8 protein-coding genes are annotated in these 12967 nt (G+C 62.4%); 6 read left to right on the top strand and 2 right to left on the bottom strand.

Annotated elements, in window-relative coordinates; all coding sequences use genetic code 11:
* Positions 1–89: 89 nt before the first annotated feature.
* The 6 genes from IZV00_RS16760 (at position 90) to IZV00_RS16735 (ending at position 11261) form a co-directional block, all read left to right on the top strand.
* Positions 90–893, top strand: coding sequence for an SDR family NAD(P)-dependent oxidoreductase (locus IZV00_RS16760; RefSeq protein WP_230463389.1), 804 nt, complete (start codon positions 90–92; stop codon positions 891–893).
* 263 nt (positions 894–1156) lie between these two features.
* The gene (locus IZV00_RS16755) at positions 1157–2869 is read left to right on the top strand and encodes a type I secretion system permease/ATPase (RefSeq protein ID WP_230463388.1); all 1713 of its coding nucleotides are present in this window, start codon (positions 1157–1159) and stop codon (positions 2867–2869) included.
* Complete coding sequence (locus IZV00_RS16750) at positions 2869–4236, top strand: HlyD family type I secretion periplasmic adaptor subunit (RefSeq protein ID WP_196226767.1); 1368 nt, start codon at positions 2869–2871, stop codon at positions 4234–4236. Before IZV00_RS16755 ends, IZV00_RS16750 begins: the two co-directional genes overlap by 1 nt.
* Positions 4237–4382: 146 nt before the next feature.
* The gene (locus IZV00_RS21435) at positions 4383–8120 is read left to right on the top strand and encodes a cadherin domain-containing protein (protein WP_196226766.1); all 3738 of its coding nucleotides are present in this window, start codon (positions 4383–4385) and stop codon (positions 8118–8120) included.
* Positions 8121–8497: 377 nt separating this feature from the next.
* Positions 8498–9772 (top strand): MFS transporter, encoded by a 1275-nt coding sequence (locus tag IZV00_RS16740; RefSeq protein ID WP_196226765.1) that lies wholly within the window; start codon positions 8498–8500, stop codon positions 9770–9772.
* Positions 9773–9956: 184 nt separating this feature from the next.
* Complete coding sequence (locus tag IZV00_RS16735; protein ID WP_196226764.1) at positions 9957–11261, top strand: NtaA/DmoA family FMN-dependent monooxygenase; 1305 nt, start codon at positions 9957–9959, stop codon at positions 11259–11261.
* Between the two features lie 51 nt (positions 11262–11312).
* On the opposite strand, the gene IZV00_RS16730 is transcribed toward IZV00_RS16735, so the two are convergent.
* Complete coding sequence (locus IZV00_RS16730; RefSeq protein WP_196226763.1) at positions 11313–11696, bottom strand: group III truncated hemoglobin; 384 nt, start codon at positions 11694–11696, stop codon at positions 11313–11315.
* Between the two features lie 15 nt (positions 11697–11711).
* On the bottom strand, positions 11712–12896 hold the full coding sequence (locus IZV00_RS16725) for a cytochrome P450 (RefSeq protein WP_196226762.1): 1185 nt from the start codon (positions 12894–12896) through the stop codon (positions 11712–11714).
* Between the last annotated feature and the right edge of the window lie 71 nt (positions 12897–12967).

The following is a 12967-nucleotide window of genomic DNA, read 5'->3' as shown; positions in this document are numbered from 1 at the left end:
ATAAATCACAGACTTGGTTTGTTGACAATCGTCATCGTTTTACTAACCCTGTCGTCAGGAACGATGCAATAGATGTAGGAGATGAAGGCGTGAGCGTGGGAAAAAGGTTAGCCGGGCGTGCGGCGCTGATTACCGGAGCGGCCGATGGAATTGGCCGGGGCATGGCGTTGCGATTTGCGCAGGAAGGCGGGTCGATCCTGGTCGCGGATTTCAATGCGGACAAAGGTGTGGAGGTCGTGGAGGAACTGCGCGGCCTGGGCGTGGATGCGGACTTCCGCAAATGTGATGTCACGGTGCGTGATGACGTCGTCGGTGCCGTCCAGGCTTGCGTCGATCGCTTTGGCTCCATCGACGTCCTGGTCAATAACGCCTTTAGCGGCGGCGGATTGCAGCGCATCGAGACATTATCCGATGCGCAGTTCCAATCCTGCATGAACATGTGCCTTTACGCCGCGAAATGGTCGATGGAGGCGGCGTTCCCGCACATGCGCAGCCGACATTGGGGCCGTATCATCAACATCGGATCGCTTAACGGCGTCAACGCGCATATGGGGACCGCCGAATATAATGTCGGCAAGGAAGCCCTTCGCGCCTATACCCGCAGCGCGGCGCGGGAATGGGCCAGATATGGAATCTGCGCCAACATCATTTGCCCCGCCGCCGTTTCCGCCGGTTACCGCGAGTTTGAACGTACGGAGCCGGAGATTGCCGCGGCCACCACGGCGGCTAATCCGATGGGGCGGATGGGCGACCCGGAGGCCGACATCGGCGGCGTTGCCCTGTTCCTGGCCAGCGAGGACGCGCGATACCTGACCGGCAACACGCTGTTCGTCGATGGAGGTGCGCATATCAACGGCGCTGCATGGGCGCCCGACCTCGGCCCGGATAGCTGAACATCATAGGTGAGCGACGCGGAGGCGGTCAAACCCCGCCTTCGCGTCGGCCATCCTTTTAAACGCGAGACCCCGGACTCTCGCCGCTCTTAATGGCAATGCGTCGCTCCGATTTGCCACCCCGCATCCCTTTGCGCTGTTGATCGGTGGTGCGTTCGACGGGATGAGTTGGGCTGAACCGTCGCGCTTTGGGGAGGTAGGATGGCGCTGCCAGTTTCAGTCGTCGTCGGCAGCGTTTGCCCGCGAGGTGGCGAGGCCGCGAGATGAGAGCCGTGCTGAATGCGGTGCGGGCGCATGTGATGTGGGCCGCCCTGTTCAGTGCGCTTGCCAATCTGTTGTTCCTCGCGCCGACGCTGTACATGTTGCAGGTTTATGATCGCGTCGTGCCGACCCGGGGAGGCACGACGCTGGCGTTCCTGACCATTGTGGTGCTGTGGGCTTTCGCCACGCTGTCGCTGCTGGAATATGTTCGTTCGCGCATCATGGTGCGGGCGAGCATCGCGCTGGACCGGCGGTTTGCCCGGACGCTGATCGCCGCTGCCCTGCGCCAGCCGCCAGCCGCGACGGGCCAGCACGGACGGCAACAGCCCATCCGCGAATGCGACCAGCTTCGTCAGGCGTTGACCGGCCCGGTCATGAACGCGCTGTTCGATGTGCCATGGGCGCCGATCTACATCATCGTGTGCACGATCATCCACCCCTGGATCGGCCTGTTGGCGCTGGTGGGTAGCGCCGTGCTGCTTGTCATAGCGTGGGCGAGCGAGCGGGTGATTTATTCTCCGCTGGCGCAGGCCAATGCGGCGGCGAGCCAGTCCTATACCAGCCTGGACCAGAGCATGCGCGGGGCGGAAACGATCCGCGCGCTGGGCATGCGCAGTTCGATGGTGCGCCGCCATCTGGCCGAGCGGGCGGATATGCTGAAGTGGCAGGCCAGCGCCAGCTTCGCGGCGGGCCGATGGGTCATGGTCAGCCGTTTCCTGCGCAACGCACTGCAATCGGGCGCGCTGGGCCTGGGCGCCTTGTTGGCGATCGATGGGCAGATTTCCGGCGGCGCGATATTTGCCTCATCCTTTCTACTGGGGCGGGCATTGTCCCCCATTGATCAGCTGGTCGGTCAATGGCGCAGTTTCGTGCAGGCGCGTGAATCCTATGCGGAGATCAAGATCTGGCTGGAGGGGGAGTTCGATCCGGCGCCGCGTACCGCCTTGCCCGCGCCGATCGGCCGGGTGGATGCCCAGAATATTTCCGTGCATGATCGTCAGTCGGATCGGCTGATCATCAACAATGTGTCCTTCACCATCGCGCCGGGCGAACTGCTGGCGGTGATCGGGCCGAGCGGGGCGGGCAAATCGACCCTGGCACGGCTGACCGCCGGGGCAATAGGGATCAGCCGGGGCACGATGCGCATCGATGGCGCGGATTATGCGCAATGGGATGACGAAGCGCTGTCGGCGCATATCGGCTATATGCCACAGCAGCCTTCGCTCTTTGCCGGAACGATCCGGGACAACATCGCCCGCTTCGCTTTTGAGGAGGGAGGCGCCGCCGCCGACAGGGACCGGATCGACGCCGAGGTGATCGCCGCCGCTCGTCGGTGCGGTGTGCATGAGATGATCCTGGGATTGCCGCGAGGCTATGAGACGATGCTGGAGTGGGGCGGCGCGGGGCTGTCGATGGGACAGGCGCAGCGGATCGCGCTGGCCCGCGCATTGTTCCGCGATCCGGCCGTGCTGATCCTGGACGAGCCCAATGCGCATCTCGATTCCGATGGAGAGGCGCGGCTGATCGACGCGTTGCGACAGGCAAAGGCGCGCGGCGCCGCGATCATGGTGACGGCGCATCGCACCAGCCTGCTGGCGCCAGCGGATCGTATATTGGTGCTGGACCATGGCCGCACGCGGATGAGCGGCCCGCGCGACAAGGTGTTGAACGCACTAACCGCGACACGATCATTGGCTTCGGCGGAGGGGGCGTGATGTTGATGCGGTCGCGGCGCGTACTCCTGCTGACCAATGGAGAGGGGGGGACGGTGCCCGCCGTGGGGCCGGATATCCGCCGGGAAGTGCGGGCCGGTTTGTTGATCGCGGCGGCGTTTTTCCTGCTGTTCCTGGGCTGGGCGGCCTTTGCCCGGCTGGACGCGGCGGCATTGGCGCCGGGCCGTGCGACCGTCGCGGGGCAGCGGCAGAGCGTCCAGCATCGCGACGGGGGCATCGTCGCTGCGATATTGGTGAAGGAAGGGCAGCAGGTCCGGCAGGGCGACGTGCTGATCCGTCTTGCCGCACCGGCGGTCACGGCGCAGGAGCGGGTGCTGGCTTCCCAAGCCATCTGGTTGATGGCGCAGCGCGCTCGGTTGAGGGCGGAGCAGGCGGGAACGGCGATCACTGAGCCGGTGGAGTTCCGGGCGCTGACCGGGACCGACGTCGCCGATGCCGACGCCGCCATGCAGGCGCAGCGGGCGCAAATGGGCGCGCGATCGGCGCTGCTGGCGACGCAACAGGGTGTGGCTATGCAGGAAGGCAGCCAGGCGGGATCGCAGGTGCTGGGCTATCGCGAGCAGGTTGCGGCGGTGGTCGAGCAGGAACGGTTGATCAGCGACGAATTGAACAGTCTGCAAGATGTCGCGGCGAAGGGATTTGTCAGCAAGACCCGCATTCGCGCGCTGGAACGGGCCAAGGCCGACCTGATTGGGCAACGCGCGCGGTTGCTGGCGGCGCGTGACAGTTCCGTCAGCATGGCCGGGGAAGCGCGGCTGAAGGCGCTGGAGGCGAAGCAGGGGTTGCAGGAGAAGGTGACGGCCGAATTGCGCGACGTCGAAACGCAGCTGGGCGATGTTCTGCCCAAATGGACGGCAGCGCGCGATGAAGTGGCACGGACGCAAGTACGCGCGCCGGTCAGCGGGACGGTGGTCGGATTGTCGGTGCATACGGTGGGGGGCGTGATCGCCGCCGGTCAGGTGTTGATGGACATCGTGCCCCGCAACGGTGCGGTGGTGATAGAGACGCGCTTTTCCCCCGCCGACATTGACGACCTGGCGGTGGGGCAAAGGGCGGAGGTGCGATTTGCAGGGTTTCCGGCGCGCAGCCTGCCCATCATCGATGGGCGGGTGACGCGGGTATCGGCGGACAGCTTCGTCGAGGAAAAGACAGGCGTGTCCTATTTCGTGGGCGAGGTGCAGATACCGCCGGAGCAGATCGCGCTCATCAGGCGCTATGCGCGGGGCGATTTCGTCCTGAAGCCGGGCATGCCGGTGGAGGTGGTCGTGCCCCTGCGGCGGCGCACGGCATTGCAATATATGTTCGACCCGTTGACCGACCTGATGTGGCGGTCGTTCCGCGAACGATAAGCCTGTTGGCGGGGCCTTATCCTTAAGGGTGGCCTCCATATCCCGATGATCTTCGCAGCGCAGGCCGGTTCGAGGGTATCAGCTTTGCACATGCTCCGGGCCGGGGGGCAGGCCCCAGCCATCCTGGCACGAGATGGGGAGACGATATGGCCAGCTATTATAATGTTGTCGGCAGCTCGACGGTCACCGGTACGGCAGAGAAAGACCTGTTCTTTGCCTTCACCCGCCTGTCGAACCTGGACATCGTGCGGCCCGATGCGGTTCTGGCGCAGCTGGTGTGGAACACGGCGATCCTGACCGACGCCGGGACCCAATATCAGATCGCCGCGTCCAATATCCAGATTTCCATGGATCTGCTGCTGGGCGGCACCGGCACCGATATCGTCTATGGGTCCAACCTGTCCGACGCAATATTCTATAATAACGGGACCATTTCGGGCGGCTTTGGCGGCTTCGACAATATCGAGCAGTTCTGGCTGGGCGATGGCGATGATGTCATCGACCTGACCAACCACGGCGTTGGCGGTATCGATTATGCGAAAGACGTGCTGGTTCAGGGTGGCGCGGGCAACGACATCATCGTGGGCGGCGCGGGCAAGGACAATCTTCAGGGTGACGCAGGCGATGACATCATCTTCGGCTGGCGCGGCAGCGACAACATCTCAGGCGGGTTGGGCAACGACCGGCTTTATGGCGACGATCTGGGGTTCAACAATATCTCGGGCGACGACATCATTGATGGCGGTGCTGGCAATGACCTGATCTGGGGTGGCCGGGGCAGCGACAAGTTGAACGGCGGGGATGACAATGACATCCTCTATGGCCAGGCGGGCGGCGATACGCTGTCGGGCGGCACTGGCGACGACATATTATATGGCGATGACGCGAACACATCCAGCAACGACACGCTGAACGGCGATTCCGGCAATGACCAGCTTTATGGCGGCGCGGGCAATGACGAGCTGTACGGCGGCACGGGTGACGATCTGCTCGATGGCGGGGCTGGCGACGATTATATGCACGGCGGTGCGGGCAACGATCGCATCCTGGCCGGGGCGGGCAACGACCTGATCGACGGCAGCGCGGACATCGACACGCTGGTCTTTTCCGGGAACCGGGCGGATTATATTTTCACGCTTCAACCCGACGGCAGCTATATTGCCGGGGACCTGCGTCCCGGATCGCCCGAGGGGACCAAGACGATCCGCAACGTCGAATTTTTCGAGTTCGCCGATGTGACGATCCCGTCGACGGGCCTTAATGCCCCGCCGGTCATCACATCCAATGGCGGTGGCGCGAGCGCCGCGCTGTCCATCGATGAGAACAGCATAGCGGTGACCACCGTCGCTGCGACGGACACGGACGCTGGCCAGACCATAGGCTTTTCGATTGCTGGCGGCGCTGACGCGGCGCTGTTCGCTATCGATGCCGTGACGGGCGCGCTGCGCTTTCTGGCTGCGCCCAACTTCGAAAATCCGGCGGACGCGGATGGCGACAATGTCTATCAGCTGATCGTCGCCGCCAATGACGGCAATGGCGGCGTGGACACCCAGAGCCTGTCCGTCACCGTGCGCGATGTGGCGGATGGGGCCGCGCCGGTCATCACCTCCAACGGCGGTGACGCCGCCGCCGCGATCACGATCAATGAGAATGCGACCGCCGTCACCACGGTTACCGCGACGGACACCGATGGCCCATCGATCAGCTATTCGATAGCGGGCGGCGCTGACGCCGCGCTGTTCACCATCGACGCTGCGACGGGCGCATTAAGCTTCAAGACCGGGCCGGACTATGAAGCGGCGGCGGATGCCGATCACAACAATGTCTATGACGTGATCGTGCAGGCCAGTGACGGTTCGAACGCTGATCGACAGACGCTGGCGGTCACGGTCGCTAACCTCAACGACAATGCACCGGTCCTTACATCCTACGCCGGGGCGGCATCGGCGGCGCTGTCGGTGGCGGAAAACAGCTTGCTGGCAGCGACGGTGCAGGCGAGCGATGCCGATGGCACGGCGCTGGGTTACAGCATCAGTGGCGGAGCGGACGCCGCGCTGTTTACGATCGATGCGGTGACCGGCGCGCTCAGTTTCAAGGCGGCGCCCGATTTCGAAGCGCCCAATGATGTCAATGGCGATCGCACTTATGATGTCGTCGTCACGGCCAGCGATGGCACCAACAACGTGGCGCAAACGCTGGCGATCACCATCGCCAACGTCAATGACAATGCGCCGGTCATCACCTCCAATGGGGGCGGAGCCAGCGCGGCCATCAGCATGGCGGAAAATCAGACGGCCGTGACCACCGTGACGGGCGCCGACGCGGACGGGACGGCCCCCAGCTTTGCGATTGCGGGTGGGGCCGATGCGGCGCTGTTCACGATCGACGCGGTGACGGGCGCTGTGTCATTCCTGACCCCGGCGGACTATGAAAACCGCCTGGATGCGGATCAGGACGGCGTGTACCAGCTGATCGTGCGGGCGACCGATGGCAGTTATGTTGATGACCAGTTGCTGTCCATCAGCATCACCGACATATCGGAAATCGGCAAGACCATCATCGGATCGTCCGGCAACAACAGCATCAATCCGACGACGAGCGTGCTGGGTTACCAGACGACCGCACTCAACGACACCATCTATGGCATGGCGGGGAACGACATCATCGATGGCGGCGCAGGCGCGGACTATATGGATGGCGGTACGGGCAACGACACCTTCTATGTCGACACCTATTCCGAGGACGGCTTTGCCGGGAATGACGATCAGGTGATTGAACTGGCGTCGGGCGGCACCGATCTTGTCTACGCGTCGGTGAGTTACCGGATGGCGGCGGAGGTCGAAAAGCTGACCCTGACCGGGCTTGCCCCGATCAATGGCATAGGCAACGACCTTGCCAACATCATCGTCGGGAATGAGGCCGCCAACCAGATTTTCGGCGGACTGGGACAGGACAATTTGTCCGGCAATGGCGGCAACGACCTGCTGGATGGCGGTGATGATAACGACCTGCTGTATGGCGGCGAGGGGAACGACACGCTGATCGGCGGGCTGGGCAATGACAGCCTGGACGGCGGCGCTGGCGCGGACAACATGACCGGCGGCCTGGGCGATGACGTCTATGTGGTGGACAGCTGGTCCGATGACGGCAATGCCGCCAATGATGACATTGTCATCGAAGCCGTGGGCGGCGGCACCGATCAGGTCAATGCATCCGTCAGCTATCGTATGGCGGGGGAAGTCGAAAAACTGGTGCTGACCGGCACTGGCAATATCGACGGCATTGGCAATGATATGGCCAACACCATGACCGGCAATAGCGGCGCGAACAGCCTGTGGGGCGGGTTGGGCAATGACTCGCTGGTGGGTAATGGCGGCAACGACAGATTGTTTGGCGAAGACGGCGGCGACCTTCTGGACGGTGGAGCGGGCGACGACTTTCTGGATGGCGGGGCATCGACCGACACTTTGAAGGGCGGCGCGGGCGCCGACATCCTGATCGGCGGCGCAGGCAAGGATACGCTGACGGGCGGCACGGAGGCGGACACCTTCGTCTTTGCAGGGCTGGCATCATCGCTGAACAGTTCCAGCTATGACCGCATCAACGACTTCCGCATCAGCGAGGGGGATCGCATCGACTTCGATTTCCTGAACGGAAGCCTGCCCGCCGCCAATTACGCCGAGGCGGCGATCGCGACGAACAATTTCGCCGATGCGCTGAGCGCTGCCCAGGCGACGGCGGGCGTCAACCATGTGACCTTCATCGCCGGAACGACCGACGGCTGGATATTCTACGACGGCAATGGCGACGGCACATTCGAACAGAGCGTGATGCTGGTCGGCGTCAATACGCTGGCGGGCGTGGATGTGAGTAGCTTTATCTAGGGACGCAGGGCGCGCGTTTAGGCCGACGTCGGCGCGGCTGAGTTCCTCGACCAGGAGGGCTCCGTTGGCTGGCCGCAAGGCCGCCTGGGAACCATAATGACCGATCCATGTTGAGGTGGAAGAACGGTCTTTGGCGCGGTGTTCACGCACATTCGCGAAATAACCATGGCGTTCATGGAATGGCGCCTGATGAAACAGTTGACGAACGTCAACGGGTGGGCCAGCATCCCGTCGATTCGCGCCGGGTCGCCGCCAACACTTTGCCTGAACTTTGGAAGAAGCGTTCGCTGGAGAAGTGATGGGCCTACCATCTTCCTGGCGGTGGTCGGACAATTTTTGGGGACGATCGCTCGTCCAGTCGCAAAGGCGGTAAATGCATGACTGAAGTTGTGGGCATGGGTGGTCAGGGCATCGCGCTGAAGCGACGCAAGCGTGGGATGCTTTTCAGGGCCATGCTTGCGCAAAATGTCGGGACGGGTTGTGCGTTCGGTGGTCTGGGCGTCAGCGTCCTTGCATTGCAGGATCGATATGATGCGTCATTGGCCATGGCCACGATGGCTCTCTCCCTTGCCATCCTGTCGCTCACCGCATTTGGTCCGCTGATAGCCGTGGCGATTGGTCGCTGGGGCCTTCGCCAGGTCATGTCGACAGGCGTCTTTATATCCATGGTCGGATACACGGCGCTTGCTTATGCGCCGACAATGCCGATGGCGCTGGCTGCATGCGGCCTTCTGATCGGTCCCGGCGCTGCCCTGTTTTCCGCCCTGCCGCCTGCGGTCCTGGCGAGTGGCTGGTATCCCGAAGCGCGGGGCAAGGTGATGGGCATTGCCTTTCTGCCCCTATTCGTGACCGTCCTGCCCGTCATTGGGGTGAGCATCATCCAAAATTATGGATTGAAGAGCTTCTTCCTGTTGCTTGCCGGCTTGCATCTGCTCTTGCTGCCGCTGACCTTGACGGTGATCGATCCGCCGGTCGAAGCGCCGGACGAATCCGGCTGGGCCGAGGGGGTGACATCGGGTCCGACGCAGATCGCTATTTTGAGCGGCGCGCTGTTCTGGCTGATCGCGGTCGGTGACGGCATCCTGAATGGCACGGCCATCACGGGTGGCGCGCATCTTCTGCCCATCGTCGAAGGATATCATGGGTCTTTGCAGACGGGAGCAGTGCTGCTCGCCGTTTCAGGCGCGGCCAGCATCGTCGGATCGCTGGTGGCGGGCTTTGCGTGCGATCGGGTCGGTCCGGCCAGGACGCTCGGCCTCGTCGGTCTGGGCTTCGCTGCTGCCTGGGCAATCATGGGCATGTCAGGAGGGATGCTCGCATTGAATGTCGCGGCGTTCCTGATCGGTTTTTGCGGCGCCTCCGTCTTCCCTCCGATCAGCGCGCTGGTTGTTCAGCTATATGGCCTTGACGCCTTGCCAAAGGTCCTGGGCTTGCTGGGTGTCATGACGCTGCCATTCTCCTTCTTCATGTCGCCTGCCGCCGGATGGTTGCGTGACTTTGCGGGCAGTTATGAACCGGTATTTGTCGGCGTGTTTGCACTCTGCGCCTCTGCCGCTGCCATATTCTTCGGGATGAGCAAATATCATGCGCGCAATAGGGAGGTGCATCTGGACATTCCCGACGCCGGGCTGCCGCCTGCGAAAGCAGCCTGAAAAAAGGCGTTCCGCAAGGGCGGATAAATTCACTCGCCATTTGGTTGAACATCGTCAACTATTGATAATGTTCAGCGAGCGTCGGGGCCGCTTAAGCGGCTCCGGCGACATGCCTGCGTTTCCATATGTTGAGGATGCATAGGGGGAACAGGCGTGGAAATGCTGGTGAGAAAGGTTTCCGTCGATGGCCCACAAGAAGTTCCACCTTGGCTATTTCACGAAGTTTGGCGCGACGTCCTGGCCGGGCGATGGCAAGGAGTTTGGCTCGCAATGGGCTGATGGTTCCTACCACAAGGAACTGGCCAAGATGTTGGAGGCGGCGAAGTTCGACTTCATCTTCTTCGAAGACACGGTGATCGTTGGCGATCGCTACGGTGGCTCGATGGAACTGGACCTTAAGAATGCGACGCTGTCGCCCAAGCTCGATCCGTTACCGCTGCTGCCGGTAATGGCGCAGGAAACGTCGCATATCGGCCTGATCGCGACAGCTTCGACCACCTTCTACCCGCCCTATCTGCTTGCAAGGCTGCTTTCCACCATCGATTCCCTGACGAAGGGGCGCGCGGGATGGAACATGGTGACATCGAGCGAGAAGAATGCGGCGTTGAACTTTGGCATGGAAAAGCTGCTGCCGCCCAGCGAGCGCTATGACATTGCCGATGAATTCGTCGAACTGTGCAAGAAGCTGTGGGATAGCTGGGAAGAAGGGGCACTGGTCGCTAACACCGAGACGGGGGTCTATGTCGATCATACCAAGGTTCACACCATCAATTTCGAGGGCAAGCATTTCCGTTCGCGCGGGCCGCTGAACACGCTGCGATCGCCGCAGGGCTATCCAGTTCTGGCGCAAGCGGGTGCATCCGAGCGGGGCCGTGATTTCTCATCGAAGAATGCCGAAGTCGTGCTGGGCATGATGACCGGCGGGGTGAAGGGCATGAAGGCCTATCGCGAGGACATCCGCAACCGCGCCGAAAAGCAGGGCCGCGACCCTGATAGCATCAAGGTGTTCTTCCTGACGCCGGTCAACATCCTGCCCGATGGCGGAGAGCCGCCCGAAATGACCGAGGCCGAAAAGCAGGCGGCGTTCGAGCATAATATCGTCATGGCATCATCCTCGCTCGACATCGACTTTTCGCTCTACGACGTGGATGCGCCCGTGCCGCAGGATATTGTGGCGGGCGGCCACACCAGTGCGCTGGAACATATGAAGAAGGCCGGGCGGGAAGAGGGCAAATCCCTTCGCGACCTGTTTTCCTCAGGGAAAGGGGGCAGCGGCTCACGGTTCAGGGGCACGGCGCAAGAGGTCGCGGATCAGTTGATGGCGGTCATGGACGAAGTGGGTGGCGACGGCATATTGATCGAAGGGTCCGGCTATAATCGCCAACTGCCCGATCTGGTCAATGGGGTCATCCCTGCGCTTCAGAAGGCGGGCGCGGTGCGCACTGAGTATGAGGGCACGACGCTGCGCGAAATCTTGCGCGAATTTTGAGGACTGGTTGTCGGCATACGTGGCGGACGGTTGCGTTGCGACCGTCCATGCTCACCCGGTTCGAGCGTTTCTGTCGCGGTAGAATTGAATGCCCAGTTGCAGGCTTTCCGCGATCCGGTCGGCCTTCTCCTGAAAGGCCGCTGCAACGTCTGGCGCGAGGATCTCACCGCTCGTCTGTCGCCACAGGGCAAGCCAGCGGCTGAAATTATCGGCGGTCATGTGCGGTTCGTGCCGGACATGCGCGACCATCGGCTGGCCCTTGTACCGGCCGGTTCCCAGCATCACCGATGACCAGAATGCCTTCAACTTTTCCAGATGAAGCGGCCAGTCGTCGATCGCCTGATTGAATATCGGGCCAAGGATCGGGTCAGTGCGCACACGATCGTAAAATGCGGGGACCAGCCGGTCGATATCCTCTTCGTTTATTTCGCTCATCAGTATTCGGCCCTCTCAATCGCAGGAAATGAGGGCATTGCGCAGTTCATAGCCTGTCACCAGCGGATTCCACGCCAGTGTTGGCGCGCGGTCGAGCTTCAGACCCGGCACCTGCAACAGGCGTTCCAGGAAGAGGCAACTTTCCTGAAGCGCGACCTGCGCGCCGGGGCAGCGATGTTCGCCATCGCCGAAGGAGAGGCCCGCATTGCCATATTTGGCGCTGACTTCCCGGCCCGGCACAAATTCGCAGGGCCGCTCGCCAAAGGCAGTTGTGTCGGTGTTCGCGGCGCGGACGTCGATGGCGACAGCAGCACCGGGAGGGGCGCCCGCTGCCTCCGCCCCGTCGGCGGGCATGCGGCGGTAGAGATAGCCGACGACCGGCTCCAGCCGCAGCAGCTCCTCCAGCAGGGCGATCTTCCCCTTTTCATCCGCGGCGAGGAAGGCGGTCTTCAAATCTTCACGCTCCAGCATATGCCAGGCGGCCATGACGATGAACTCGCGCGTCGTCGCCATTCCAGCGGCGCCATAGACCAGGCATTCGGTCAATATCTCCCGACCATTATAGCCTTCGTCGATAAGGTGGGAGATGACATCGTCCCGTCGCTGCTTCCGCCGTGCGCGGATCGCTGGGGCGACGTCATGATAATAGAAGGACAGCACCCGACATTGGGATTGCACGAATTTGACCAATGAGGCCAACTTGCCCGGATGCGGACGAAAATCGCCGGTAAAGAACACGTCCAGCCGTCTTGCCAGCCCCTTGGGATCGCTGTCGGTCAGGCCGACGATATGGCTGGCAACGGCGACGGCTAGCTCAAGGCTGAGCTGGTCGAGGAAGGCGGTCTTGTCCTTCACGAACCGGGAAACCAGCATTTCGCTGAGTTCTACCATTAACTCGCGATAGTGGGTGGTGACGATGCGAGGCGTGAAGAAACGGGCGGTGGCGCTGCGCTGAACGCGATGCGTTTCGCCTTCGAGGAACAGGATGGGCTGGCGCGTCGCACTGCCGATCCTGCCGACCTGTTCGGCCAGGAAACCGGCCTGCCGCACATTCTGATTGCGGAGGATGGCGCGCGCTTCGGCGAAATCGCGGGTGCGCATATCGGGATCGACGGTCCCTCCCGCGTGGGCGGCTGCGGCTGACTTGCGGTCATCGCCCTCGCGATGAAAAGGACAGGCGGCGGAAAGGCGAGCGTCCATCAGCGTCGACCCTCATATAATGCAGGACGAGCGCCTAACTTAGGTGCCCCCCGGTGCCGGTCAAGGCCCCA

Origin of the sequence: Sphingobium sp. Cam5-1 (genome assembly GCF_015693305.1) — a bacterium.
Taxonomy (GTDB): Bacteria; Pseudomonadota; Alphaproteobacteria; order Sphingomonadales; family Sphingomonadaceae; genus Sphingobium.
This window is presented reverse-complemented; position numbering and strand designations above follow the sequence as displayed.

What these genes read in the sequence shown, in the direction of transcription:
- IZV00_RS16750 (WP_196226767.1), top strand. Translation starts at nt 2,869, where the DNA reads ATGTTGATGCGGTCGCGGCGCGTACTCCTGCTGACCAATGGAGAGGGG.
- IZV00_RS16735 (WP_196226764.1), top strand. Translation starts at nt 9,957, where the DNA reads ATGGCCCACAAGAAGTTCCACCTTGGCTATTTCACGAAGTTTGGCGCG.
- IZV00_RS16725 (WP_196226762.1), bottom strand. Translation starts at nt 12,896, where the DNA reads ATGGACGCTCGCCTTTCCGCCGCCTGTCCTTTTCATCGCGAGGGCGAT.
- IZV00_RS16730 (WP_196226763.1), bottom strand. Translation starts at nt 11,696, where the DNA reads ATGAGCGAAATAAACGAAGAGGATATCGACCGGCTGGTCCCCGCATTT.
- IZV00_RS16740 (WP_196226765.1), top strand. Translation starts at nt 8,498, where the DNA reads ATGACTGAAGTTGTGGGCATGGGTGGTCAGGGCATCGCGCTGAAGCGA.
- IZV00_RS21435 (WP_196226766.1), top strand. Translation starts at nt 4,383, where the DNA reads ATGGCCAGCTATTATAATGTTGTCGGCAGCTCGACGGTCACCGGTACG.
- IZV00_RS16755 (WP_230463388.1), top strand. Translation starts at nt 1,157, where the DNA reads ATGAGAGCCGTGCTGAATGCGGTGCGGGCGCATGTGATGTGGGCCGCC.